The following is a 24,707-nucleotide window of genomic DNA, read 5'->3' as shown; positions in this document are numbered from 1 at the left end:
GCCGTCGCGGGCCGAGGGAGCGCCCGGCTCCCCCGCGCGCCGGAGCCCGGACGGGTCCCGGACCGACCCCGGACACGGTACTGACGCTCCGTCAGCTCCCGGTGTACGCGCGCAGATGGCGGGCGGTGAGCGTGTCCCCTCCGGCGACCAGCTCGGCGGGCGTCCCGGTGAACACCACCCGGCCGCCGTCGTGTCCGCCGCCGGGGCCGAGGTCGATCAGCCAGTCCGCGTGCGCCATCACCGCCTGGTGGTGCTCGATGACCACGACGGTGTTCCCCTCGTCGACGAGCCGGTCCAGCAGTGCGAGGAGTTTGTCGACATCGGCCAGGTGCAGACCGGTGGTCGGCTCGTCGAGAAGGTAGACCGAGGACTTCTCGGCCATGTGGATGGCGAGTTTGAGCCGCTGCCGCTCCCCGCCGGAGAGGGTGTTCAGCGGCTGCCCCAGCCGCAGATAGCCCAGCCCGACATCGATGAGCCTGCTGAGCACGGCGTGGGCCGGTCCGCCGGGGAAGAAGGCGTGGGCCTCGGCCACCGACATCCCCAGCACCTCGCTGATATTCCTGCCGCGCAGCAGATACGCGAGCACCTCGGGCGTGAACCGCTTGCCCTCGCACTCCTCGCAGACCGAGGCGACCTGCCCCATCACCGCGAGATCGGTGTAGACGAGCCCCAGTCCGGTGCACTTGGGGCAGGCGCCCTCCGAGTTGGCACTGAAAAGCGCGGGTTTGACACCGTTCGCCTTGGCGAAGGCGGTCCGGATCGGCCCGAGCAGCCCGGTGTAGGTCGCCGGGTTGGACCGGCGCGAGCCCCGGATCGGCGACTGGTCGGCGACGACGACGCCCTCCCGGCCCGCGAGATACCCGTGGATCAGCGAACTCTTCCCGGAACCCGCCACTCCGGTGACAACGGTGAGCACCCCGAGCGGGATGTCGACACTGACGTTCCGGAGGTTGTGGAGGTCCGCGTCCTTGATCGGGACGCTGCCCCGGGGGGTGCGCACCCGCTCCCGCAGCCGGGCCCGGTGGCCGAGATGGCGGCCGGTGAGCGTCGAGGAGCCGCGCAGCCCGGCGACATCGCCGCTGTAGCAGACCTCGCCGCCCGCCTCGCCCGCGCCGGGGCCGATGTCCACGACATGGTCGGCGATGGCGATCACCTCGGGCTTGTGCTCCACCACGAGGACGGTGTTCCCCTTGTCGCGCAGCCGCAGCAGCAGACCGTTCATCCGCTGGACGTCGTGGGGGTGCAGCCCGGTGGTGGGCTCGTCGAAGACATAGGTCACATCGGTGAGGCTGGAGCCGAGGTGGCGGACCATCCGCACCCGCTGGGCCTCCCCGCCGGAGAGGGTGGACGCGGGGCGGTCCAGGCTCAGATAGCCGAGGCCGATCTCCACGAGGGAGTCGAGCAGTTGGCGCAGACCGGTCAGCAGCGGGGCGACGGAGGGGTGGTCGAGGCCGCGGACGAAGGCCGCGAGATCGGTGATCTGCATCGCCGAGCACTCGGCGATGTTCACCCCGCCGATCCGGGAGGAGAGGGCGGCGGGGCCGAGCCGGGTGCCCGCGCACTCCGGGCAGCGGGTGAAGACCACGGCCCGGTCCACGAAGGCCCTGATGTGCGGCTGGAGCGCCTCCCGGTCCTTGACGAGCCAGGTGCGCCGCAGTTTGGCGACGATCCCCTCGTAGGTGAAGTTATTGCTGCCGACCTTCACCTTGACCGGTCCCTTGTCCAGCAGGTCGGCCCACTCCCGTTCGCTGAACTCGTCCAGCCTGCGGTCGGGGTCGAAGAATCCGGAGCCGACGACGATGGACCAGGGCCAGGAGTCGACGGCGTGGCCGGGGAGGGTGATCGCGCCCTCGTTGAGGGTGCGGGAGCGGTCCACGATCTGGTCGATGTCGATGTCGGAGACCTGGCCGAGGCCCTCGCAGCGGGGGCACATGCCCTCGGGGACATTGAAGCTGAAGGCGGCGGAGGTGCCGATGTGCGGGGTGCCCAGACGGCTGAAGACGATCCGCAGCATGGTGGAGGCGTCGGTGGCGGTTCCCACCGTGGAACGGGAGTTGGCGCCCATCCGCTCCTGGTCGAGCACGATCGCCGCGCTGAGGTTGTGCAGCCCGTCCACATCGGGGCGGCTCGGACTGGGCATGAACGACTGGACGAAGGCGGTGTAGGTCTCGTTGATCAGCCGCTGGGACTCGGCGGCGATGGTGCCGAAGACCAGACTCGACTTGCCGGACCCGGAGACCCCGGTGAACACGGTGAGCCGGCGTTTGGGCAGGTCGACGTCTATCCCTCGGAGATTGTTCGCACGGGCGCCCCGTACCTGGATCACGGTGTGGGCATCGGCGGGAGCGATGGTCCCGGGGGTGGTGTCGGCGGTCGTCACGGCTGGTCCTCGCTGGGTGTTCGGGTCATACTCGGACGGTCTTGGGACGGCCTCGGAGCCGTCCTGGACGGGGCTTCTCGGGGCCCCGCCCACCGGAGGAAATCATCACGACCGGGTCTCACTCCACCCGGTTAAAGGTCCAGACCTATTGACGTGCTGGTCTAGTCCTTTTAATCTCTGCGTCACCTCCGCGGAACCGGTTCCGGGCGTGCGCACGCCCGGTTCCAACGCGCTCCACCCCCACTTCTGTTGAGCGAGAACGATCACCCCCCGCGCCCCTGCCGGGCAACGGCTCCCCCCACCAGGAGGATCAGACCCTTGCTGTCCCCCACCCGTACCCGAGCGTCGCTGCTCGCGGCAGGCACGGCCATCGCCGCGCTGCTGACCGGTTCGCTCTCCGCGGGCGCCGCGCAGGCGGCCCCCGCGCCCGAGGCCGGCACCGCCTCGGCCCATGAGTCCTGTCGCCCCGAGGGCCTGTACTCCACTCCTGGCGTCGACGTCCCGTACTGTTCGGTCTACGACACCCAGGGCCGCGAGAAGATGGGCGCCGACCACCAGCGCCGCGTCATCGGCTACTTCACCAACTGGCGCACCGGCAAGGACGGCCGCCCGGCGTTCCTGGCGAACAACATCCCGTGGGACAAGATCACCCACATCAACTACGCGTTCGCCGCCATCGACGGCGCCAACAAGATCACTGTCGGCACCGACGGCCCCAACAACCCGAACACCGGGATGACCTGGCCGGGCGTCGCGGGTGCCGAGATGGACCCGGCCCTTCCCTACAAGGGCCACTTCAACCTGCTGAACAAGTTCAAGAAGCAGCACCCGGACGTGAAGACGCTGATCTCGGTCGGCGGCTGGACGGACACCGGCGGCTACACCGACGACAACGGCAACCGGGTCAACTCCGGCGGCTTCTACTCGACGACCACCAACGCCGACGGCTCGGTGAACCAGGCGGGCATCAACACCTTCGCCGACTCGGCCGTCGCCTTCATCAAGAAGTACGGCTTCAACGGCGTCGACATCGACTACGAGTACCCGACCACGATGAAGGACGCGGGCCACCCCGCGGACTGGGCGCTCGCCAACGGCCGCCGCGCCGGGCTGGTCAAGAGCTACGCCGCGCTGATGAAGACCCTGCGCGAGAAGCTGGACCGCGCGGGCGCCGCCGACGGCAAGCACTACATGCTGACCGTGGCCGCCCCCTCCTCCGGCTATCTGCTGCGCGGCATGGAGACCTTCCAGGTGCAGAAGTACCTGGACTACCTCAACATCATGTCGTACGACCTGCACGGCACCTGGAACGAGCACGTCGGCCCGCAGGCCGCGCTGTTCGACGACGGCAAGGACTCCGAGCTGGCCTCGGCGGGTGTCTACAGCACCTCGCAGTACGGCGGCATCGGCTACCTCAACACCGACTGGGCGTACCACTACTTCCGGGGCTCCATGCCCGCGGGCCGCATCAACATCGGCCTGCCGTCCTACTCCCGCGGCTGGAAGAACGTCCAGGGCGGCACCGACGGCCTCTGGGGCAAGTCCTCCGCGAGCACCTGCCCGGCCGGTTCCGGCCTGACCAAGTGCGGTGACGGCGCGATCGGCATCGACAACATCTGGCACGAGACCGACAGCAACGGCGTCGAGGCCCCGGCGGGCTTCAACCCGATGTGGCACGCCAAGAACCTGGAGAAGGGGATCGTCCCCGACTACCTGCCCAAGTTCGGCCTGCCCGCGAACACCCGGCTGACCGGCACCTACGCCCGCAAGTACGACTCGACCCTGGTCGCGCCGTGGCTGTGGAACGCGCAGAAGAAGGTCTTCCTCACCACCGAGGACGAGCAGTCCATCGCCGCCAAGGCCGACTATGTGGCGAGCAAGGGCATCGGCGGCACCATGATGTGGGAGTTCGCCGGCGACTACGACTGGAACGCGACCAAGGGCCAGTACGAGCAGGGCTCCACCCTGACCGGCGTGCTGTACAACAAGTTCAAGACCGCCACCCCGTACGGCAACAAGAAGGCCGCAGCGGCGCCCGCGATGCCCACCGACGTGATCAACGTGGACGTGGACTTCGGCCAGTTCGCCCTGGGTGACCAGAACTACCCGATCAGCCCCAAGCTGAAGATCACCAACAACACCAAGGTGGCGCTGCCCGGCGGCACGGAGTTCCAGTTCGACTACGCGACCTCCGCCCCGAACAACGCCAAGGACCAGTCCGGCTTCGGCACCACCATCGTCCGCAGCGACCACACCGGCCCCAATGTGGGTGGTCTGAAGGGCGACTTCCACCGGGTCTCGCTGAAGCTCCCGGCCTGGCAGACGCTGGCCCCCGGCGCCTCGGTGGAGCTGGACTTCGTCTACTACTCCCCCGTCTCGACCCCGTCCAACTGGACGGTGACCTTCGGCGGCAAGACCTACGGCATCGCCTCCGACCTGGCGCGCGGGGTGAAGCTGGTGGAGCCCACCGACGGTTCCGGCGGCCCCGGCCCGGGCCCGGGCGGCCCCTGCACCGCCCCGGCGTGGACCGCCACCGGTGAGTACGGCACCAACGCCACCGTGTCCCACAAGGGCCGGAACTACAAGGCGAAGTGGTGGACCAAGGGCGACGAGCCCGGCACCACCGGCCAGTGGGGTGTCTGGACGGATCTGGGCGCCTGCTGACCCGGTCCGGCCGGTCGGCACTGACACACGCTGACCTGCGCTGAACCGCACACCCGAAGGCCCCCGAGGCGACGTCCCTGACCCTGTCGCCGCGGGGGCCTTCGTCCTGCCCGGAGCACGTCCGTACGGCGTGCCCCGGGCGTTCGGCTCCTCAGGGCCGGTCAGGCGGGCCGGTGCTCCCAGCCGCGTTCCGTCCGGGTCAGCTCGGTGAAGCCGTGGGCGCTCAGGGCGGCGATGTCCGCGGACTCCTCCGGGTCGGCATAGGCGAGGACACGATCGACCCCGCACAGTTCCAGCCAGCGGCGGGCCTCGCCGAGGAGCCAGGGCAGCAGCCCGGGAACGGCGTCGTCGGGGAGTTCGAGGTCGGCGATGTCGGCCGTGCCGCCGGAGCGGGCCCGGCGCTCGGGGCGGTCGAGGGTGGTGTCGAGTTCGACGAAGGCCGTGTCCGTGCCGTCGGTCCGGGCGGTCAGCCGGGTGGTGCCCAGCTCACCGAGGGTGCGGTGGAGGGTGTACCCGGGCAGCGGCGCGACGGCGGGCGCGGGCAGCGCCGCCACCGGGGCGATCAGCAGGATCTCGGTGCCGCCGGTGGGGACGAAGCCCGCGCGCTCCAGCGTCGCGCGCACATGGGGCCACGGGGCGGGAATCCCGTAGACGCCGGGGACGGGCAGGGCCCCGTCGGCGTACCGGGCGCGGACACGCCAGCGGGTGAGCCGGGCGAGACAGGCGGACGCCAGCAGATCGCCCGCGTGCCCGCCCCCGGCGTCGCCGCCCGCCGCCGCCCCGGCCGCCTCCGTTCCGCCCGCCTCCGGGTAGTGGAGCAGCCAGGAGACCTGTCCGGTGCCCCGGTAGTCCGGGCCGACCTCGGGGTCCTCGCGGTAGCGCAGCAGATGGGCGGCGGCCACGATCCGCCCGTCCCGTTCGGCGACCAGGGTGGCGCGCTCGGCGACCCAGGGATCGGTGATGTACTCCTCCGGACGGCGCTCCAGGCTGCCCAGGACGGTGTTGACGGACGCGGTGGCGCCGGGGACGACGGCTGCGGCGTGCGCGTTGACCAGAGCGGTCAGCTGATCGCGGTCCTCGCGGCGGAAAGGGCGCACGGTGAGTGCGGACATGGCGGTGCCTCCGTGGTTCACAGGATGAGGGAGGCCGCCACGCGATGCGGTACGGGCGTCACCCTAACACCCCGTTCCCCGGGGAGGGTCAGGGCGCACGCCGGATCAGGGTCATGCCGTCGTGGACGGTGAGCAGGACGGTGCGCACCCGGGGGTCGGCGGCGACATGGGCGTTGAACGCGACGACGTCGTGGGCCCACCTGCTGAACATGCGCTCGACCCACTCCTTCCCGTCCACGGCCTCGTCGGCGGGCGGCAGGTCCCGGAGGGCGAGGACTTCGCCGCCCCACAGGGTGTTGTCGACGACCAGCAGGCCGTGCGGGCGCAGCAGGCCGCGTTCGAGGATCGTCTCGAAGTAGGTGATGTAGCGGGGCTTGTCCGCGTCGAGGAAGATGAGGTCGAAGTCGCCCTCCGCCGTCCGCAGCCCGTCGAGGCCGTCGGCGAACACCGGTTTGATCTTGTGCTGGTGGGCACTGGCCGCGAAGGCCCGCTCGGCGACGCCCCGGGCGCGGGGTTCGGTGACATAGCTGTCGACGGTGACGATCTCGGCGTCGTCGGGCAGCGCGGCGGCCATGCCGACGGTGCCGTGTCCGGTGAAGGTGCCGATCTCCAGGACGCGCCGCATCCGGCCGCTCGCGATGAGCATCTGGAGGAAGGCGACCTGAAGACGGCCGCTGGATATGTCCGCCCACTCGGGGACCGCGCGGGCGGTGTCCGCCGCGATCCGGAGCAGTTCCGGCGCGGGCGCGGTGGACTGCTCCTCGGCGTACGCGGCGATCCCCTGACGGAAGATCGTGGGCTTCTGGAAGACGGCGTCGGACCGGTACTCCATGGCGGGTTCTCCAAGCGGCAGAACCTGACAGGTGCGAACCCGGCAGGTGTGGGGGGAGCCGGTGCACAGACACGGCGGGCCCTGCCGAAGCGCCCGGCCGGCGGCGACGGACGCGGCCGGCCAGCGACTCCGGCGACCCTGGGCGCGACCCTCCCGGGCCTGGTGGCCTCCGGCCGTCGGGGAACGCCGGGTACCACCCGCGCGCCGACCGCACGGTGTGTGGTGCGCCCTCAGGATCGCGGCTCCCGTTCCCCCTGACAAGCTCCCGTACCATCCGCTCGATCCCCGCCCACGGGCCCGCCGGGGCTCCTGCGGCAACTGCCTGCACCCCCGCCGCCTCAGTGACCTGCATCACTCCGAGAAATACCCTGGGGGGTATCTCTGCTACGGTGCACATCAGATACCCCCGGGGGTACATCGAGAGCCAAGGAGTCGTGGTGGTGTTCTTCATCGGCACCCTGGAGTCCGAGGGGCTGGGCCATCACCGCCACAGGGCCGGAGGGCCACGGCACGCGGTGGTCCCGGCCCTGCCGCGGGACATCGACCGGGGCATCGCCGCCGCCCGGCGCGGAACGCGCACCGCACATGGCGTGGAGAGCCATGCGCACAACGACCGCGTCACCGGCGGTCCGGAGCCCGCCCGGGTCGGCGGCGCCCGCTGTCCGGTGCCGGCGGGGGCGGCGGTCCCCTTCGCCCGTACGCCGGTGGCCGACGGCGACACCTTCCCCGTGGACGAGGGCCTGACACTGCGCCACCGCGCCGGAGGGATGCGCGCGGCGACCGCGGCGTCCCCGCCGGGCGCGGCCGGACGGGAGGTGGTGGCCGTCGACGACGGCTTCGACGCGGCGGCGGCAGCAGCCGGGCCCGCCCTCGCCGGGGTCGGCACCGGGGCCATGGCCGTGGCGGACAGGGCGAACGGGACGGACGGGGCGGAAAGGGCGGGCGGGGTGGGCGGCACCGGCTGAGACGGGCCCTCATCCCCCGCGCGCCGTCCCGCACGCCCCGCACGTCCTGTGCCACCCGCACCGCCCCGTCCGCATCACAAATACCACCTGCATCATTTGCACCATCTGCACGGAGAAATGCCTTGTCACCACTGTTCCGCCCGTACCGGCCCCTCAGCCGCCCCGTTCCCGTGGTGCCGCGGCCCCGGGCGCTCGGTGCCCTGTCATGAGCGAGCTGGTCGTGGCCCTGGTGACCGGGGGCGTGGTCGGACTGACGCTCGGCGCGCTCGGCGGAGGCGGCGGCGTGCTGGCGGTGCCCGCGCTGATCTATCCGCTCGGCCTGAACCCCGCCGCGGCCACCACCGCGGGGCTGATCATCGTCGCCGCCACCTCGCTCACCGCCCTGTTCGCGCACGCCCGCGCGGGAAACGTGCGCTGGCGGACAGGCGCGCTGTTCGCCGCCGCCGGGATGCTTCCCGCCGCCGCGGCCGGTGCGGCGGCGGCACGGCTGCCCGAGCCCGTGCTGACGGCGGCGTTCTCCCTCGTCGCCGCGGTCGCGGCCGTCCTGATGCTGCGCCGCCCCGCCTCCGGGGAGGGCGCCGAGGGCACCGGCGGCGGGGCGGGCGGCCCGGGGCGGGTCGCCGGTACCGGGGCCGGGCTGGGGGCGCTGACCGGTCTGCTCGGGGTCGGCGGCGGCTTCCTCGCCGTCCCCGCCCTGGTCACGGTGGTGGCCTTGGAGATGCAGGCCGCCGTCGGTACGAGCCTGCTGGTCATCTCGGCCAACTCGCTGGCCTCGCTGGCCGCCCGGGGCGGCACGGCCGCCGGGGTCGACTGGGCGGTGATCGCGCCGTTCGCCGGTGCCGCGATCCTGGGCGCGTGGGACGGCCGGCGGCTGGCCGCGAAGGCCTCCGGGGCGCTGCTGCGGCGGGTGTTCGCGGTGCTGCTGCTGGCGGTGGCCGCGTTCATGGCCGCGGATGTCCTCACCGGTGGCCTGATATGACCGCCGTGCCGGCCCCGGGCGCGCTCGCCCCTGTGGCGCGCGCGGGTGGCTCGATCCGGCGGTCGCGCCGCGCCCCGGCCGCCGGTCCGGTCAGGCCAGGGACAGAAAGAGCTTCTCCAGGCGGGCGCGCATCTGTTCACGGTCGGCCCCGGCGGCCATGTCCGTGTCGGTCAGGCAGTGCTGGAGCCCGGTGGCGATGATGGCGAAGCCCGCGCGGTCCAGCGCCCGGGAGGCCGCCGCGAGCTGGGTCACGACATCCTCGCAGTCCCGGCCCTCCTCGATCATCCGGATCACTCCGGCGATCTGGCCCTGCGCCCGGCGCAGCCGGTTGACCACCGTCTTCAATTCCTCCGCCGCCATCGCCAGTTCCACGCCCGCTCCCTTCGTCCGCCTCTGCCGCCTGTATACCCCTCCGGGTATTTTACCGGAGGGAGCCCGTTCCGAAGGAAAAGGAGAGTCCCCCCATGAACAGCGCCACTCCGTCCACACCGTCCCCCGGCTCCACCGGCGTTCCCGAGCTCGGCGCCGATGCCGCGTTCGCCCGGCTGGCCGAGCTGACCGTCGTCGACGTGCGCACTCCCGGCGAGTACGCCTCCGGGCATCTGCCCGGCGCCCACCATGTCCCCCTCGGCGACCTGGACACGGCGCTGCCCGCGCTGCGGGTGGCCGCGGAGCGGGGCGAGCTGCTGGTGGTGTGCGCCTCCGGCGCGCGTTCCGCCGAGGCGTGCCGGAGGCTCGCCGGGAACGGTGTCGCCGCCACCACCCTCACCGGCGGCACCACCGGCTGGGTCCAGCGGGGCCACGCCCTGCACCACCCGCCCGCCGCCCGCGCCCCCTGGGCCATGGACCGCCAGGTCCGCCTCGCCGCCGGGTCCCTCGTCCTGACCGGCCTCCTCGCCGGACGCCGCCGCCCCGTGGCCCGCGTGCTCTCCGCGGGCGTCGCGGGCGGCCTGGTCCTCTCCGCCCTGACGAACACCTGCACGATGGCCCGCGTGCTGGGGAAGCTGCCGTACAACCGTGCCGGGAGGACGGACCTCGAAGCGACCCTGGCGGCCCTGCGGGGGTGAGCCGGGCCAGGCACGCGGGTGGTTCCCCGCGGTCCGCGTGGGGCCACCGACCGCGCCGTGGGCGCCGCGGGCCCGGGAAGGGGCCGCCCCCGCGCGGGACCACGGCCTCCATGCCGTGGCGCCCCGAGGGGGACCGCCCCGCGCGGGCAGCGATCAGGGCACCGGCCGCCGAGGGACACCCCGGCCCGGTGGGCGGACCCGCCGGCAGTCGGCCCGGTCGGCACGGAATCCGGGACACCCCACGGGACGGGGAGGACAGGGGCGTCGATCCACCGCCCCGCTGTGTGACGGACCACCCCGCGCGGGTGGGCAGGACCGGCCCCCGGGCGCCCAGCGCCTCGACGCGCCGCGAAGCGCGCCACGCGGTCGGGGAGGGCAGGCGCGAGGAAGCGCCGGACCTGCGGCGCGCCGCCCGCGTGGGCACGGCGGGGCGTCCTGCCCGGTGCCGTGGGAGTTCCGCCCGCTCGGGAACCACCGGCCCGCCGGGCGCCCGGCGCCCGGGTGACGGGACCATGCTCCGGGGGAGGCGGCACCCGCCGACGGACCGGGGCCGCCCGGTCCCCGGGCCGCGCCCGAAACGTCACCCCCGGGCCCCGTTCCCACCCCACGTCCGCCGGGGGCCGCCGGGTCCGGCCCCATGGACGCGGTGCCCGCCGCGCGGACACGGCTCACACCGTGCCGACCAGCGCGCGAATCAGGCGGTCGACCTGTTCACGGGGGTCGGGGGCGCCGCCCCAGCCCGTCATCAGCAGATGGTGGAGGGTGCCCACCAGCGCCAGCCCGACGGAGTCCACGTCCAGGGAGTCCGCGAGTCTCCCCCGGCGCCGCTCCTCGTGGAGATAGGCCGTGATCGACGCCTGGATCGCGCCGAAGCCGGGGGCCCCCGACTGCCAGGCGTCGCGGATACGGCGGCTCGCCTCCGGGCGGGTCAGGGCCAGCCCCACGACCCCGGGGTCCAGCGACAGGACCGCCGCCGCCACCGCCGAGAGGTGTTCCACCGGCTCCCCCGTGCCCGCCCGCCCCGGCAGGCCCTCGGCCAGCGCGGCGATACGGGCGTACCGGTCCAGGACCAGTTCGGCGACGAACGCGTCGAGACCCGCGAAGCGGTGGTGCAGCACCCCCTTGGCGCAGCCCGCTTCCTCGGTGATCGCCCTGCTGGTCAGGGCGGCTGCGCCGTCCCTGGCGAGGACGCGTTCCGCCGCGTCGAACAGCCGCGCGCGCAGATCGGGGATCGCCACTCCACGAGGTGCCATCACATCTCTCCCGGGATCAGGGGATTGCCAGTTTGGGCAAGCGCCCATACTGTTTGGGCACGCGCCCATTCTAGGGTGCTCCCTCACCGCACCGGAGGTGTGTCCCCATGCACGGCAACACCCACGCGATCGCCAACACCGCGCAGGCCCAGGCGTGGAACGGCTACGAAGGGGCCCACTGGGCCACGCACCAGGACCGCTGGAACGCGATCAACAGCGGCTTCGACGAGCCGCTGCTCGCCGCCGCCGCCATCGCCCCCGGCGACCGCGTCCTCGACATCGGCTGCGGCGGCGGGGCCACCACCCGGCTGGCGGCGCACCGCGCGGGCGGCCACGGGAGCGCCCTCGGGCTCGACCTGTCCGCGCCCGTCCTGGAGCGCGCGCGGGCCCTCGCGGACGAACAGGCGGTCAGCAACGCCTCCTTCGTCCAGGGCGACGCCCAGGTCCACTCCTTCGACCCCGGCGTCTTCTCCGCCGCGATCAGCCGCTTCGGCTGCATGTTCTTCGACGACCCGGTCGCCGCGTTCGCCAACGTCAGGAGCGCGCTGCGCCCCGGCGGCACGGTGGCCTTCCTCAGCGCCGCCGCGCCCGGGGACAACGACTGGCTGAAGGCGCTCGGCGCGCTCGACGGCATCCTGCCGATGCGGGGCTTCGGCGCCCCCGGAGAACCGGGCATGTTCTCGCTGGCCGAGCCCGGGCCCGCGATCGCGACGCTCACCGCCGCCGGTTTCCAGGACGCCCGCGCCGAGCGCGTCGAGGCGTACGGCACCTGGGGCCGTGACGCCGGTGAGGCGGCCCGGTTCCTGCTGGAGTCCGGCCCCGGGCGCCATCTGATCGCACAGATCGCGCCCGAGGACCGGGAGCGGGCCCTCACCCTGCTCACCGAACGGCTCCGGCCGTACGAGCAGCCCGGGGCCCTCCGGCTGCGGAGCGTGGGGCTGCTGCTGACCGCGACCCGCACGGACTGACGCGCGGGGCGGCACCCCCGCGTACGGACAGGGGCGGGCGCGGCGGCGGCCCGCGCCGCGGACCGGGGCGAACCGGAAGCCCTCGGCGGCCTCGTCGCGCCCGCCCCCGGATCTCACGGCACGGGAACTCCCCCAGGAGACGGGGTGGTGCGCCCCCTGCCGCGCCCGCCGCTCCGGCGTCAGGGGCACCGGCTCCCGGCGAGGGCCCGTCCTGCCGGGAGGGGTCCGGGGCGGGATGTCCGGACCGGCGCCGAGCCGTGCGCGGACGGCTCGGGCCCAGGAGCCGCCTCCGGGACGGTGCCGAGCCGCCCGCCTCGCCCGCCGCCAGGGCCGGAGCTGCCCCGGGGACGGCCCTGGGGACGGCGGGAGCCCCGCCCCCCGGCGGTGGGGGCGGGGCTCCGGTCGCGGGCCCGGGTCGGACGGGCCGCGGGTGCGCCCGGCAAGGGCCGGGGATCAGTGGCGCCGGGGCCTCGGCACCGGCCTCAGCCTCGAACTCGAACTCGAACTCGAACTCAGCCTCAGGCTCGGACTCAGCCGAGGGTGAGCGAGGCGGCGTTGACACGCCACGGGTCCGGGACGGCCGGGGTGGCGTCGCGGTAGTGGCTGCTCCAGCCGGACGCCTGCGGGCCGGTGAAGAGGTCCAGCCAGCAGTTGCTGAACGGCTGGAGCGAGTAGACCCGGTTGACGAACTGGGCGGGCAGGTCGAAGACATAGTCGGCGGCGTTGCCGTCGCGGCAGCCGTTGGGGCCCACGAAGGTGTAGGAGGAGCCCCGGAAGAAGAAGTCCGTGTTCACCACCGCGAGCTGCACCCAGCGGAACTCCTTGCCGCGGGCCGTGGAGCTCTGCCCGGACTTCGCGTAGTCCGCGGCCTGCGCCGCGGTGCCGAAGCACGTCTCCTGCTCGGTGGCGACGTTCAGCACACAGTGCTGCCCCTTGCCCTCGGCCGACGCGGACGGCTGGGCCTGCGCGGTCGCGGCGCCGGTGAGCACCAGGGCGGCGGCCGACGCCAGGACGGCGACCGTCCGCTTGATGTTCTGAGCCATGGATCGAGTCAACTCCTCTGTACCGGAAACGACGGATGAACGGATGAGCTGAGTACCGGCCCCCCGGGCGGCCCGGGGTGCCGGAATCGATCCTGTCCGGCGGGAGTGACCGAAGACATCCCAGGTTCCTGGGATTGCTACCGCCATGATCGTATGATAGTCAGATGGCTACGTTCCGTGACATCGAACGCAGGGCCCTCGCGTCCATCGCCGAACTCGGCCACGCAGAACTCCCGTTGGCCGCGTTCTTCGAGCAGGTCAACGGAGTGCTGCGGCCCGTTCTGGGGTTCGACGCGGGCTGCTGGCACAGCGCCGACCCGGTCACCGGCTTTCTGACGTCGACCGTCGCCGACGGGCTCCCTCCGGACGGGTTCGAGGAGGCGGCACGGCTGGAGCTGTGGTCCGACGATGCCACCCGGTTCAGCAGCATCCGGGAGTCCGGACTGCTCGCGGACACCGTGCACCGCGCCACCGGGGGCCGCCCCGAACACAGCGTCCGCTACCGGGAACTCCTCCACGACCACCGGTTCCGGGACGAGTTACGGATGAATCTGGACGTCCACGGCGGACGCTGGGGCGCCGCCGCCCTGATGCGCGCCGGGGACACCCGCCCGTACACCGAGCGCGAGATCCGGCTCGCCGAGCGGGTGGCCCGGGCCGTCGCGGGGGTGCTGCGCGGCTACGCGGTGCCCCGGCCCGCTCCGTGGGCCGATTCCTCCGATGTTCCGGCCGTTCTGGTGGTCGGCCCCTCCGGACGGCTGATCAGCGCCGACCCCCGGGCGCAGGCCCTGCTCGCCGCGCTGTCGGAGGAGATCCGGCGGCCCGCCGGGGTGCCCACCGCCGTGGTCACCGTCTCGGGGCGGGCCCGCGCCAACGCGGCGGCCGGGCGGCCGGACGCCCCCGCGTGGGCGCGGCTGCGCGGGCCCGGCGGGGAGTGGCTCTCCCTGCACGCCTCCCTGCTCGACGGCCGGGCGGACGGCTGTGTGGCCGCGGTCGCCCGGCCCGCCTCCCCCACCGAGGTCATGCCGCTGACCCTGCTGGCGCACCGGCTCACCACCCGGGAGCGGGAGGTCGCCCTCCTCGCGGTGCGGGGGCGGAGCACCCAGGAGATCGCCGCCGCGCTCTTCCTGACCCCGGCCACCGTGCAGGACCATCTGAAGTCCGTCTTCACCAAGACCGGAGTGCGCAGCCGCAGGGAGCTGGTCGCCCTGCTGACGGCGCCGCACGCGGACTCCCTCCGCCGGCCGCCCGCCTCCCCTCCGGCCCTCCCGCCGACCGCCGTTCCGCCCGCCCCTCCCGTGCGGTCCGCTCCAGCCGCCCCCGCGCGTGGCGGTACGATGATCACTCTTCGCGGCAGCCGCCGCTGACCGACCCGGGAGGCGAAACAATGCCGGATCTGCGGACCGATCGGCTGCTGCTGCGCGGCTGGCGGGACTCCGACCTCGGACCGTGGGCGGCGCTCAACGCCGATCCGGAGGTACGCGAGCACTTCCCGCAGACGCTCACCCGTGAGCAGAGCGAGGCGTCCGCCGCCACCGCCCAGGCGGACATCGAGCGGCACGGCTGGGGCTGGTGGGCCGTCGAGGTGGTGGCCACCGGCACATTCATCGGTTTCACCGGACTGCATTCGCTGGGCCCGTCGATGCCGTGCTCCGGCGTCGAGGCGGGCTGGCGGCTGGCCCGTGCCGCGTGGGGGCACGGCTACGCGACCGAAGCGGCCCGCGCGGCCCTCGACTTCGGCTTCGGCACCCTCGGGCTGCCGGAGATCGTGTCGATCACGGCCGTCCCGAACCTGCGGTCCCAGGCGGTGATGCGGCGCCTGGGCATGGTCCACCACCCGGCCCGGGACTTCGACCACCCCGCGATACCCGAGGGGCCGCTGCGGCGCCATGTGCTGTACGGGGTCACGGCGGAGGCGCACCGGGCCGGGACCGGGGGCTGAGCCGCCGCGGTCACCGCCCCGGCGGCGGGGGCCCTGCGCCGAGCCGGTCGCACACCCCGGCCAGCCCGGAGGCGACGGTGCCGGCGTCGCCGGTGTCCAGACCGTGCGTCACCTCGTACCACGGTCCGAGCCGGTGCCACAGCAGGGCGCGGGCGCGCAGTTCCCGGGTGACGGGGTAGGTCTCGGCGACGGCGTCGGCGACCGCGCGCCCGGCTCCGTACAGGGCCCAGGCGAGGTCGATCGCGGGGTCGCCCACATGGGCGTCGCCGAAGTCGATGACGCCGGTGAGCGGGCCGGTGGGGGGAGCCTCCTCGGCGAGCAGATGTTCCGGGCCGAGGTCGCCGTGGACGAGCGCGGCGGCCGGGAGCGCGCGCACCGCGTCGAGGAGTGCGGCGGCGGACCGGTGCCGTTCGGGCGGCAGCAGGGGCAGGACCCGGCGGCGGAAGTCCGCGCCCTCCTCGGCGCGTTCCGCGCGCGCGGCGCCCGCCGGGAGCGCGCCGTGGCGTACCGCGTCGGCCGCGTCCACCGTGTGCAGGGCGCGCAGGAAGCGGCCCAGCAGCCGTCCGTCGCGCGGTGTCGGGTGCTCCAGCGGCGCGCCGGGGACCAGGGCGTGCCGGACGGCCAGGGGGTCGTGGGTGAGCACGCGGGGCACGGGGACCGCCAGCGGCAGCCGCGGCGCGAGCCAGGGCATGAGCCGGGTCTCGGCGAGCAGCCGGGCCGCCACCTCGGGGCGGCGGGGCCTGCGTTCGACCCAGCGGCCGTCGACGAGCCGCGCCTCGCTGTCCCATCCGTCCGGAAAGACTGTCACCGGGACAGCCTGCGCGACGGTTTCACCGCGGGCCACCGGTTTTGCGCGCGCGGCGCGCACCGTCCCCGCGCCCGCCCGGCGGTGGCCCGCCGGAATCTGCTTCCCCCATCACTGCGTACGGCGTACCCTGTGGACACCAACAACTGCGTACACCGTACGACACGATGATGCGGAGGGGATCGGTATGACCATCCTGGTGACCGGTGCGACCGGGAACGTCGGCCGGCTCGTCGTCAGGGACGCGCTCGGGCGGGGCGCCCGGGTGCGGGCGCTGACCCGGAATCCCGGCGCGGCGGGGCTGCCCGCCGGGGCGGAGGTCGTCGCGGGGGACCTGGAGCGGCCCGGGAGTCTGCGGGCGGCCCTGGAGGGAGTGGAGCGGATGTTCCTGTTCCCGTTCGCCGACACCGCCCGCGAGGTCGTCGCGCTGGCCCGGGAGGCCGGGGTGCGACGACTGGTGGTGCTGTCGTCGGCCGCGGTGACGGACGGCTCCGACACCACCCACCACCTGCCGGTGGAACGGGCCGCCGAGGAGTCGGGTCTGGAGTGGACCCATGTGCGGCCGGGCGAGTTCATGCTCAACAAGCTCTTTCTGTGGGGGCCTTCGATACGGGCGGAACGGGTGGTGCGCGACCCGTTCCCCGACACGGCGTGGGCCCCGGTGCACGAGCAGGACATCGCGGACACGGCCGTCGCCGCCCTGCTGGAGGACGGGCTCACCGGCCGGGCCCTCACCCTCAACGGGCCCGCGGTGCTCGGCCATGCCGAGCAGGTGGCCGCCATCGCGGCGGCCATCGGGGAGGAGGTCCGGCACGAGGCGGTCACCCGCGAGGAGGCCCGTGCGCTCTATCGGGCGCAGGGCGGATTCGCCGAGGCGGTGGCCGACTTCCTGCTCGGGTATGTCAGCTACGACGGCGCCCCGGTGGACGCCGCGACAGACCCCGGCGCGGACCCCGAGGCGAACTCCGGGACGAACGGCGCTTCCCCGGAGGGCACTTCCCCGGGCGGCGCCTCCTCCGACGGCTCGGACGGCGGGAGCGGCTTCCCGGGGGAGGACGTGCCGCCCGGCCTCCGGGACGCCCTCGGCAGGCCCGGCCGCACCTTCGCCTCCTGGGCGCGCGACCACGCCGCCGACTTCCGCTGAAGGGGGCCTCCCGCCCGGAAGCGGGCCCGGGGCCGTCCGGCCCCGGGCCCGCTTCCGTCAGCCGTCAGCCGTCAGCCCGCCGCGCCTCGGCGGCGGCCCGGCGGACGGTCCGGGTGAACCAGACCGCGAAGAAGGCGAGCGAGGCCCCGCAGACGACCGACCAGCGGGTGTCCGGGGCATCGCCTCCGGCGAACATGTCGGCGAGCAGTCCGACCATGACGGCCACGCTGGTGGCGGGCATGTGCATGGAGGACCAGAAGGTCACCGCGTTGGCCCGCCGGGGGTCGGCGAGCGCCCCGCGCCAGAGCCGGGTGCCCACCCACAGCGGGACCGGGAACGTCGCCAGCAGCGCGAGACCCGGCAGCAGCGGGACGGCGGAGAGTGCGACGATCAGGACGAGCACCGCGTAGAGCAGCACCTGCGCGAAGACGAAGAGCCGGACCACGGCACGCGGGCCGAAGCGGACGGCGAGCGTGATCTTCCCGACGCGGCGGTCCCCGTCCACGTCGGCGAGGTTCATCACCGCCATGCGCAGGAACTGGAAGCAGAAGATCACCGCCACGCAGACGGCCACGGTCCGGGAGAAGGGGCCCGCCTGGAGCCGGAAGACGAGCAGCGGGCCGAGGCCGTAGAGCGTGAGCGCGCAGATGAACTCGCCGAGCGCACGGTAGTTGAACTTCAGCGGCGGGGCCGTGTAGAACCAGGCGCCCACCAGGATCGTCACCGCCATCAGCCGGGACGGGGTGTCGGGCATGGCGGCGGCGATGAACATCGCGACGAAGAGCAGGACGAAGGACGCGCCCAGGCTCACTATCGGCGGCAGCAGCCCGCGCACCAGGATGCGGCTGCCGCCCGTCCATGACGTGGGTGCCTCGTTGGCGCGGTCGGCCTCCAGGTCGAAGTACTCGTTGCAGTAGTGCGTCATCAGATGGACGACCCACGCGAACAGGAGGATCCCCGCCGCCCATCCGAGGTCGAGGTCCGCCCCGTCGTGCTGGGCGGCCGTCACTCCCATACAGACGACGAGCAGGCTCTGGAAGAGGAATTTGAAGCGTCCGAGGAGGATGAAGGCTTTCAGCGGTGACATGGACGCGGGTGGGGCGATGTCAGTGGTGGCCATGGGAGCCTTCCGTGGACGGGTCGGGGAGTGCCGGACGCCGGGCCGTCGGTCTGCCGGACTGTCCGGCGGCGCGGGGGGACGAGGGGCGCCCCGCCCGGCCGGGGGTGTGTGCCGGTGCTCCTCAGGACCGACGGCAGCTGCGCGCAACGACGTGACCACCCCCGTGTCCGTCCGTACGTCGGTCCTCGTCCCCGCGCTCCGCGGCCGGTCGGCGGAGCGGGGACATCGATGGTGCTCCGGCACGGCGGGCCGCGCTCCGGCCCGTGACCTGTGATCCGTGGCCCATGACCTGTGGGTCCGTGGCCTGTGGCCCATGGGCCTGTGGTCCGTGGGCCTGTGGTCCGTGGGCCTGTGCCGTGCCGCGGCCTCCCCGTACCTCCCCGTGTCCGTTTTCTGCTCGTCCACGGCCGGAGACCGGAGAAGCGACCAGCCGGGCGGAAGTGTAGAGAAGAGCCGCCCCGGCGAACCACCCCGCCTCGGGCCCGGAGCGCCGCGCCCGGCGCGCACCCGTCCCTGACGCCCGGTCACCGGCACTTCCGCGTACGCCTGTCCGTCGGCGATCGACAGCCATCGCCACAGGACCTATCAACTGTCACACAGGTCTCATTAATGTGACCGGATGGCAATGAGAACGTAAAGACGCCTGTCGAATATCTTCACGGATCTACGTTCCACTCCATGACAGTAAACGTCGAGCAAAATCGCCTTGAAGAAAACGTGACCGTCGCCGCCTCCCACGGCACCCTGCGCCGGAGCATGCTCCGCGCGGCCGTCGGCGGAGCCTCCGCCCTCGGCGCCCTGGGTGTCCTGGGCTCCGGAACGGCGACGGCCGCGTCCCCCCTCCACACACCCCCCTCCCCCGCCTCGTCGCCTCCGACGAGGCCCGTCCGCACACCCCGCGCAGCGCTCCAGGCGCTCCTCGACGGCAACCGCCGCTGGCGCACCTCCACCCAACGGCACCCCAACGAGGATCCGGCGGCCCGGCGCAGAGCCATCGCCGGGCAGGCGCCGTTCGCGGTCGTGCTCGGCTGCATCGACTCCCGGGTCCCGCCGGAGCACGTCTTCGACCAGGGCCTCGGGGATCTGCTGACCCCGCGCTCGGCGGGCCAGGTGCTCGACGAGTCCGTCATCGGCAGTGTCGAGTACGGCGTCGTCGCCCTCCGCATACCGCTCGTCGTGGTGCTCGGCCACCAGTCCTGCGGCGCGGTCAAGTCCGCGATCGAGATCGAGCAGACCGGCGAGCAGCTCCCCGGGAGCATCCAGTACATCGCGGAGCGCATCTGGCCCGCGATCGACCAGACCCAGCAGGGCGACGCGCGGCTGAACGCGACCACCGACGCCAACGCCCTGATGATCCGGGACCAGTTGGCTGCCCTGCCCACCCTCGCGACCCGGATCGCGGCGGGACAGCTCTCCGTGGTGAGCGCGCGGTACGAACTCACCGACCAGTCGGTGCGGCTGCTGCCCTGACCCCGGGCCCGCCGGGTGACGAAACGTCGTCCGCCGGGCCCGGCACCCCCTGCCCGGACCCGCGCGACCGGCTCCGGGCAGGGCATCCGTCCGTGCTCCGGCGCACTGCCGCGCGCCCCGGCGGCGGGCCGGGCGAAGATCGATGCGGTTCGGACCCTGTCATTCCCGGACGCGAACACGCACAATCGAAAGCGTCAGAAACGCCCTCCGCGCCGGGCGGAATCCACCGCACTTCCCTCCGGTCGGTGCGGTACGGGACACATCACCAGCGTGAACGGCAACTCCTGCGGAGGTCTCGTCATGACCGGCACCGGGACCCGGGTGGCACCGGCACTCTCCAGCGACGGGGGCGAACGCCTCTACTCCCAGCTCCACGAGCTGCGTTCGGCGGGGCCCGCGGTCCGCGTCGAGCTGCCCGAGGGTGTCGTCGCCTGGTCCGTCACCCGCGGGGACGTCGTCAGACAGCTCGCCACCCACCCCCATCTCTCCCGGGACGCGCGGGGCATCTGGCCAAACTACCGGCCGGGCGCGGTCGCCTGGCTCTACACCTGGGTCGACACCCGCTCCATGGCGACCAGTGAGGGCCAGGAGCACAAACGGCTGCGGAAGATGATCGGCCCGGTCTTCGGCCCCCGCAGACTCCAGAACCTGCGGCCGAGCATCGAGGCGACCGTCGACGGGCTGCTCCAGGGACTGGCGGCCGAGGACCCCCGCGAACCCCTCGACATCCGGGCCCGGTTCGCCCACGAGGTGCCCACCCGGGTGATGTGCGACTTCTTCGGCGTGCCCGAGGACCAGCGCCCGTTCATGCTGAAGTTCCTGGGGATGGCCCTCCAGACCGGAGGCACCCCGGAGTCGGCCCGGCGCACGGAGCAGGGGGTCAAGACCGCCATGCGGCGGCTCATCGCGGCCAAGCGGGCCGACCCGGGCGACGACATGACCAGTCTGCTGCTGACGGAGCACGAGGGGGACCAGCTCACCGAGGATGAGCTGATCTCCACCCTCAATCTGATGATGGGCGCCGGGACCCAGACCACGGTCGCCCTGCTCGTCCACGCGATCCAGGAGCTGGTCACCCACCGCGACCAGCTCGCCGCCGCCCTCGCCGACCCGTCCCGCTGGGACCATGTCGTCGAGGAGACCCTGCGGCTCCATCCGCCGGTCGTCCATCTGCCGCTGCGCTTCGCCACCGCGGACATCGACCTCGGCGAGGGAGCGGTGATCGCCGCGGGGGACGCCGTCATCCTGGGCTTCGGGGCGGAGGGCCGGGACCCCGCGATCCACGACCGGGCGGAGGAATTCGACCTGGACCGGGCGGACAAGACCCATCTCGCCTTCGGGCACGGCGCCCACTACTGCCTCGGCGCGCCGCTCGCCCGGCTGGAGGCGGCGGTCGCCCTGCCCGCGCTCTTCACCCGCTTCCCCAGGATGGCCCTGGCCGACTCCGAGGCCGTTCCGGTGCCGCACCTCTCCTTCATCGCCAATGACATGGGCGGGCTGAACGTCCGGCTCGACGGCGGTGGGGCAGCGGGCTGAGCCCGGCGGCACACCGCTGCCGCACAGGGCCGCCACCCGCGAGGGCGGTGCGCCGGACGGCCTGATCCGGACGGTCCGTCAGGGCTCACCGCCGGGGCGGGGCGGGGTCCGGAGCCGCCCCCGCCCGCTCCGCCGGCCTCGCACACGGACTCCTACTGATGCGGCGGGCCGATCCAGCCGCAGTGCGGACAGTGCCACCAGCCGCCCTGGGACTGCATCGTCCCACCGCACTGATCACAGGTCATATTCGCTCTTCCCGCTCTCGTAGAGGCGCCGGGACGTGGAATTCAGCCGGTCCCGGACCGCGAGCGCTTCCTTCCGGTCCTCGAAGACGGCCGCGTACAGCGCACCGTCCCGCTGTATATGTGCCAGATATCCATGCACTTCATGCACGACGGCGTACGGGCCCGTCGGGCCGTCATCCACGTACCACATGATCAGCAGCTCCCGGACTCTGTCGCTGTCATCGCGAGCGATGGTACTCGCGGCAGCCCTCCCGGGACCTCGAACGGGACCAACTCCCCCTGGAAATGGCCCGGTTTGGCCCCTCGCCCCTCGCACCGCCCGCCGGGGCCGGAACGTCCGCACACCCCGGCGGGCACGGCGGACGCCCCCGCTCCCGGGGCCGGTCGGGGCCGATGGCCGGGACCGTGCCGCGGGGGCGGGGGCGGAGTGTGCCGCTCGTGACGCCGTGCCGGAGGGTCAGCCGGTGACGTTCAGCAGACGGTTGGGCGAGCCCGCGCCCGGGTTGGTGACGACCCCGGTGCTGGAGGCCGCGACGAGCGCCGAGGAGACCTGCGCCGGAGTGGCGGACGGGTTGGAGCCCAGGTAGATCGCCGCCGCGCCCGCGACATGGGGTGCCGCCATCGAGGTGCCGGAGATGGTGTTGGTCGCGGTGTCACCCGTGTGCCAGGCGGAGGCTATGGAGCTGCCCGGGGCGAAGAGGTCCAGGACCGCGCCGTAGTTGGAGAAGCTGGAACGGGCGTCGGTACTGGTCGTGGAGCCGACGGTGATGGCCTCGCCGACCCGCGCCGGGGAGAAGCCGGAGGCGTTGGCGTTGCTGTTGCCCGCCGCCACCGCGAAGGTGACACCGGCGGCGATGGCCCGGCGGACCGCCGTGTCGATGGTGGTGTTGGCGCCGCCACCGAGGCTCATATTGGCGACCGCGGGCTTGACCGCGTTGCGGGCCACCCAGTCGACACCGGCCACGACCTGCGCGGTGGTGCCGGAGCCGCTGTTGTTGAGGACCCGCACGCCGACGATCCGGGCCTTCTTGGCGACGCCGTAGGAGGCGCCCGCGACGGTGCCCGCGACATGGGTGCCGTGGCCGTTGCCGTCCTGGGCGACGTTGTCGTTGTCCACGGCGTCGTAGCCGTCGACGGCCCGCCCGCCGAACTCGCTGTGGGAGACGCGCACACCGGTGTCGATGATGTACGCGGTGGTGCCCTCGCCCGCACCGTCCGGGTAGGTGTACGAACGGTCCAGCGGAAGCCGCTTCTGGTCGATGCGGTCCAGGCCCCAGGAGGGCGGGTTGCTCTGGGTGGCCTGAATGCTGACGGTCTGGTCCTGCGCGACGGAGGCGACCGCCGGGTCGGCGGCGAGCCGCTTCGCCCGTGCCTCGGAGAGCTGGACGGCGTAGCCGTTGAGGGCGGTGGTGTAGGTCCGCTTGATCGTGGCGCCGTACGCCTTGGCCAGCGCCCGGCCCTTCGCGGAAGCGGCACGGACCTCGCCGTCCCGGAGCGTGACGATATAGCTGTTCTTGATCGCACCGGCGGCGCCCGCGTCGACGATCCGGCCCTCGCGCGGCTCGGGGGCGGCGGTCGCGGGAAGGGCGGTCAGCAGGCCCAGGGTGAGCGCTCCGGCGACGGCCGCGCCCAGCGGGGCAAGCCGACGCCGGGTACGGGTGGGGCTGGAGTGGCTGGTGTGACGCGTCGTTTCCATCTGGAGGAGCCTCCTCAGTGATGGTGCGGTGGGGGTACGCATCGGTCCGCCGGTTGCGGAGCGACGGACACATGGACATCACGCGGACATACGGGCGACAGACGACAGATGACGGGGTCATGCCAATCTGTTGCCGGTTCAAAGATTGTCGGTCCCATAGGAATTGCACAAGGGTTCGTACACACGCGTCACACGGACGACACGCGGCCGTCACGTCCCATCCGCCCCGTCCCTGTCAAACGTGATGTCCCCCACCGGAGAGCCGTCCGGGAGCCGGTCAGGAGACAGCGGAGAGCGCGGGGACGAGGACGGCGGGCGCCCGTGACAGCGGCGGCGCGGGGCGGCGGGGAACGGGCCGGCCGGGGCGCGGGGCCCGGCTGCGGCAACGGCCTTGACTTGCAGTGCACTCCAGCGAGGAGGCTCTGTCCCGGAGCCCGTGACCGGCACGGGCCCGGCACAGGGGGACACCCATGAAGTACCGCTGGATCGGCAGCCACCCGCGGACCCGCCGCGAGGTCAGCGTGCTGAGCCTGGGGGCGATGCTCTTCGGCACGCTCACCGACGAGAAGACGTCCTTCGCGATCCTCGACCGCTACACCGAGGCGGGCGGGACCTTCGTCGACACGTCCAACAACTACGCCTACTGGCACACCGGCGGGCAGGGCGGGGAGAGCGAGACCGTCCTCGGGCGCTGGCGGCGCAGCCGGGGCGTCGGTGACGAGATCACCATCGCCACCAAGCTGGGCGCCCGGCCGCTGGCCCCCGGCACCGGTTATGTCGAGAACCGCGAGGGGCTGTCCGCCGCGACCGTGCGGCGCGCGGCCGAGGAGAGCCGTGAGCGGCTGGGGATGGAGCGGCTGCACCTGCTCTACGCGCACATCGAGGACCCGTCGACGCCGCTCACCGAGACGGTCGAGGGCTTCGCCGCGCTCGTCGCGGAGGACACCGTCGGTCTGCTCGGCGTCAGCAACCACTGGGTGTGGAAGGTGGAACGGGCGCGGAACACCGCCGCGGCGGCGGGCCTGCCCGCCTTCGAGGTCCTCCAGTACTCGCACAGCTATCTCCGCCGCCGCACGGACCAGCCGGACGCGCTCTCGCCGGACGGGGCCCTCGGCGTCGCGGACGGCAACATCCTCAGCTATGTGCGGGACCAGCCGGATCTGGCGCTGGTCGCGTACACCCCACTGCTGAGCGGGGCGTACACCCGTGCGGACAAGCAGCTCAGCCGGGACCTCGACCACGCCGGTACCCCGATCCGGCTGGCGGCCCTCGCGGACGTCGCCCGGGAGACCGGCGCCACGGCCTCCCAGGTGGTTCTGTCCTGGCTGATCGGCGGGGCGGTACCGGTCATTCCGCTGGTCGGGGCCTCATCCGTCGCCCAGCTCGACGAGTCCCTGGCCGCGGTCGACCTGGAGCTGACGGCGGAGCAGCGGGCGCGGCTCGACGGGGCGTACTGACGCCGGGCACCGTGTGCTGGCCGCCCGGG

21 protein-coding genes are annotated in these 24,707 nt (G+C 73.3%); 11 read left to right on the top strand and 10 right to left on the bottom strand.

The genetic code is table 11. From position 1 onward, the window contains the following. Positions 1–91 precede the first annotated feature (91 nt). The gene (locus CRV15_RS27775; RefSeq protein WP_029182803.1) at positions 92–2,326 is read right to left on the bottom strand and encodes an ATP-binding cassette domain-containing protein; all 2,235 of its coding nucleotides are present in this window, start codon (positions 2,324–2,326) and stop codon (positions 92–94) included. 372 nt (positions 2,327–2,698) lie between these two features. Between CRV15_RS27775 and CRV15_RS27770 the strand changes: the two genes are divergently transcribed. Continuing rightward, complete coding sequence (locus CRV15_RS27770; RefSeq protein WP_003959153.1) at positions 2,699–5,044, top strand: chitinase C-terminal domain-containing protein; 2,346 nt, start codon at positions 2,699–2,701, stop codon at positions 5,042–5,044. Between the two features lie 161 nt (positions 5,045–5,205). Here CRV15_RS27770 and CRV15_RS27765 read toward each other — a convergent pair whose 3' ends face one another. Then, a complete protein-coding gene (locus tag CRV15_RS27765) occupies positions 5,206–6,156 on the bottom strand; it encodes a GNAT family N-acetyltransferase (RefSeq protein WP_003959242.1) in 951 nt (316 codons plus the stop codon). 88 nt (positions 6,157–6,244) lie between these two features. Next, positions 6,245–6,988 carry an O-methyltransferase gene (locus CRV15_RS27760; protein WP_009995072.1) on the bottom strand — a complete coding sequence of 248 codons (744 nt, stop codon included), beginning with the start codon at positions 6,986–6,988 and terminating at the stop codon, positions 6,245–6,247. A gap of 389 nt (positions 6,989–7,377) precedes the next feature. Here CRV15_RS27760 and CRV15_RS37740 point away from each other — a divergent pair, with 389 nt between their 5' ends. Both CRV15_RS37740 and CRV15_RS27750 read left to right on the top strand, forming a co-directional pair. Beyond that, a complete protein-coding gene (locus CRV15_RS37740) occupies positions 7,378–7,953 on the top strand; it encodes an MBL fold metallo-hydrolase (protein WP_003959244.1) in 576 nt (191 codons plus the stop codon). Positions 7,954–8,158: 205 nt separating this feature from the next. After that, positions 8,159–8,932: a sulfite exporter TauE/SafE family protein gene (locus tag CRV15_RS27750; RefSeq protein WP_003959245.1), complete on the top strand. Its 774-nt coding sequence runs from the start codon at positions 8,159–8,161 to the stop codon at positions 8,930–8,932. A 90-nt stretch (positions 8,933–9,022) separates the two neighbouring features. Here CRV15_RS27750 and CRV15_RS27745 read toward each other — a convergent pair whose 3' ends face one another. Further along, positions 9,023–9,304, bottom strand: coding sequence for a metal-sensitive transcriptional regulator (locus CRV15_RS27745; RefSeq protein WP_009995075.1), 282 nt, complete (start codon positions 9,302–9,304; stop codon positions 9,023–9,025). 92 nt (positions 9,305–9,396) lie between these two features. Here CRV15_RS27745 and CRV15_RS27740 point away from each other — a divergent pair, with 92 nt between their 5' ends. Continuing rightward, on the top strand, positions 9,397–9,999 hold the full coding sequence (locus CRV15_RS27740; RefSeq protein WP_003959247.1) for a rhodanese-like domain-containing protein: 603 nt from the start codon (positions 9,397–9,399) through the stop codon (positions 9,997–9,999). Positions 10,000–10,667: 668 nt separating this feature from the next. On the opposite strand, the gene CRV15_RS27730 is transcribed toward CRV15_RS27740, so the two are convergent. Further along, complete coding sequence (locus tag CRV15_RS27730) at positions 10,668–11,252, bottom strand: TetR/AcrR family transcriptional regulator (protein ID WP_029182805.1); 585 nt, start codon at positions 11,250–11,252, stop codon at positions 10,668–10,670. A 107-nt stretch (positions 11,253–11,359) separates the two neighbouring features. On the opposite strand from CRV15_RS27730, the gene CRV15_RS27725 reads away from it, so the two are divergent. Beyond that, on the top strand, positions 11,360–12,220 hold the full coding sequence (locus tag CRV15_RS27725) for a class I SAM-dependent methyltransferase (protein WP_003959249.1): 861 nt from the start codon (positions 11,360–11,362) through the stop codon (positions 12,218–12,220). Positions 12,221–12,750: 530 nt separating this feature from the next. Here CRV15_RS27725 and CRV15_RS27720 read toward each other — a convergent pair. Then, positions 12,751–13,263, bottom strand: a complete 513-nt coding sequence (locus CRV15_RS27720) for a hypothetical protein (RefSeq protein WP_003959250.1) — start codon at positions 13,261–13,263, stop codon at positions 12,751–12,753. A 164-nt stretch (positions 13,264–13,427) separates the two neighbouring features. Between CRV15_RS27720 and CRV15_RS27715 the strand changes: the two genes are divergently transcribed. Then, entirely contained in the window at positions 13,428–14,630 is a 1,203-nt protein-coding gene (locus CRV15_RS27715) for a helix-turn-helix transcriptional regulator (RefSeq protein ID WP_003959251.1), read from the top strand. Between the two features lie 20 nt (positions 14,631–14,650). After that, on the top strand, positions 14,651–15,205 hold the full coding sequence (locus CRV15_RS27710) for a GNAT family N-acetyltransferase (protein WP_003959252.1): 555 nt from the start codon (positions 14,651–14,653) through the stop codon (positions 15,203–15,205). 10 nt (positions 15,206–15,215) lie between these two features. Here CRV15_RS27710 and CRV15_RS27705 read toward each other — a convergent pair whose 3' ends face one another. Beyond that, positions 15,216–16,013 (bottom strand): phosphotransferase, encoded by a 798-nt coding sequence (locus tag CRV15_RS27705; RefSeq protein WP_003959253.1) that lies wholly within the window; start codon positions 16,011–16,013, stop codon positions 15,216–15,218. Between the two features lie 184 nt (positions 16,014–16,197). On the opposite strand from CRV15_RS27705, the gene CRV15_RS27700 reads away from it, so the two are divergent. Continuing rightward, positions 16,198–17,154 carry an SDR family oxidoreductase gene (locus CRV15_RS27700; protein ID WP_003959254.1) on the top strand — a complete coding sequence of 319 codons (957 nt, stop codon included), beginning with the start codon at positions 16,198–16,200 and terminating at the stop codon, positions 17,152–17,154. 64 nt (positions 17,155–17,218) lie between these two features. On the opposite strand, the gene CRV15_RS27695 is transcribed toward CRV15_RS27700, so the two are convergent. After that, positions 17,219–18,274 carry a prenyltransferase gene (locus CRV15_RS27695; protein WP_009995082.1) on the bottom strand — a complete coding sequence of 352 codons (1,056 nt, stop codon included), beginning with the start codon at positions 18,272–18,274 and terminating at the stop codon, positions 17,219–17,221. 678 nt (positions 18,275–18,952) lie between these two features. Between CRV15_RS27695 and CRV15_RS27690 the strand changes: the two genes are divergently transcribed. Together CRV15_RS27690 and CRV15_RS27685 are read left to right on the top strand one after the other, a co-directional pair. Then, a complete protein-coding gene (locus tag CRV15_RS27690; RefSeq protein ID WP_003959256.1) occupies positions 18,953–19,744 on the top strand; it encodes a carbonic anhydrase in 792 nt (263 codons plus the stop codon). Positions 19,745–20,044: 300 nt separating this feature from the next. Next, positions 20,045–21,280: a cytochrome P450 family protein gene (locus CRV15_RS27685; protein WP_009995085.1), complete on the top strand. Its 1,236-nt coding sequence runs from the start codon at positions 20,045–20,047 to the stop codon at positions 21,278–21,280. 234 nt (positions 21,281–21,514) lie between these two features. On the opposite strand, the gene CRV15_RS27680 is transcribed toward CRV15_RS27685, so the two are convergent. Then, on the bottom strand, positions 21,515–21,706 hold the full coding sequence (locus tag CRV15_RS27680) for a hypothetical protein (protein ID WP_129555071.1): 192 nt from the start codon (positions 21,704–21,706) through the stop codon (positions 21,515–21,517). A 276-nt stretch (positions 21,707–21,982) separates the two neighbouring features. Then, positions 21,983–23,221 (bottom strand): S8 family peptidase, encoded by a 1,239-nt coding sequence (locus CRV15_RS27675; RefSeq protein ID WP_009995088.1) that lies wholly within the window; start codon positions 23,219–23,221, stop codon positions 21,983–21,985. Between the two features lie 470 nt (positions 23,222–23,691). On the opposite strand from CRV15_RS27675, the gene CRV15_RS27670 reads away from it, so the two are divergent. Then, positions 23,692–24,678 (top strand): aldo/keto reductase, encoded by a 987-nt coding sequence (locus tag CRV15_RS27670; protein ID WP_003957836.1) that lies wholly within the window; start codon positions 23,692–23,694, stop codon positions 24,676–24,678. The last annotated feature ends 29 nt before the right edge of the window (positions 24,679–24,707 follow it).

This window comes from Streptomyces clavuligerus, assembly GCF_005519465.1.
Lineage (GTDB): Bacteria > Actinomycetota > Actinomycetes > Streptomycetales > Streptomycetaceae > Streptomyces > Streptomyces clavuligerus.
This window is presented reverse-complemented; position numbering and strand designations above follow the sequence as displayed.

Excerpts from the sequence above, each read along its gene's own strand:
- CRV15_RS27695 (WP_009995082.1), bottom strand. The coding sequence starts at position 18,274 with ATGGCCACCACTGACATCGCCCCACCCGCGTCCATGTCACCGCTGAAA.
- CRV15_RS27675 (WP_009995088.1), bottom strand. The coding sequence starts at position 23,221 with ATGGAAACGACGCGTCACACCAGCCACTCCAGCCCCACCCGTACCCGG.
- CRV15_RS27750 (WP_003959245.1), top strand. The coding sequence starts at position 8,159 with ATGAGCGAGCTGGTCGTGGCCCTGGTGACCGGGGGCGTGGTCGGACTG.
- CRV15_RS27720 (WP_003959250.1), bottom strand. The coding sequence starts at position 13,263 with ATGGCTCAGAACATCAAGCGGACGGTCGCCGTCCTGGCGTCGGCCGCC.
- CRV15_RS27725 (WP_003959249.1), top strand. The coding sequence starts at position 11,360 with ATGCACGGCAACACCCACGCGATCGCCAACACCGCGCAGGCCCAGGCG.
- CRV15_RS27690 (WP_003959256.1), top strand. The coding sequence starts at position 18,953 with ATGACAGTAAACGTCGAGCAAAATCGCCTTGAAGAAAACGTGACCGTC.
- CRV15_RS27765 (WP_003959242.1), bottom strand. The coding sequence starts at position 6,156 with ATGTCCGCACTCACCGTGCGCCCTTTCCGCCGCGAGGACCGCGATCAG.
- CRV15_RS27760 (WP_009995072.1), bottom strand. The coding sequence starts at position 6,988 with ATGGAGTACCGGTCCGACGCCGTCTTCCAGAAGCCCACGATCTTCCGT.
- CRV15_RS27740 (WP_003959247.1), top strand. The coding sequence starts at position 9,397 with ATGAACAGCGCCACTCCGTCCACACCGTCCCCCGGCTCCACCGGCGTT.
- CRV15_RS27730 (WP_029182805.1), bottom strand. The coding sequence starts at position 11,252 with ATGGCACCTCGTGGAGTGGCGATCCCCGATCTGCGCGCGCGGCTGTTC.
- CRV15_RS27710 (WP_003959252.1), top strand. The coding sequence starts at position 14,651 with ATGCCGGATCTGCGGACCGATCGGCTGCTGCTGCGCGGCTGGCGGGAC.
- CRV15_RS27670 (WP_003957836.1), top strand. The coding sequence starts at position 23,692 with ATGAAGTACCGCTGGATCGGCAGCCACCCGCGGACCCGCCGCGAGGTC.
- CRV15_RS27685 (WP_009995085.1), top strand. The coding sequence starts at position 20,045 with ATGACCGGCACCGGGACCCGGGTGGCACCGGCACTCTCCAGCGACGGG.
- CRV15_RS27700 (WP_003959254.1), top strand. The coding sequence starts at position 16,198 with ATGACCATCCTGGTGACCGGTGCGACCGGGAACGTCGGCCGGCTCGTC.
- CRV15_RS27715 (WP_003959251.1), top strand. The coding sequence starts at position 13,428 with ATGGCTACGTTCCGTGACATCGAACGCAGGGCCCTCGCGTCCATCGCC.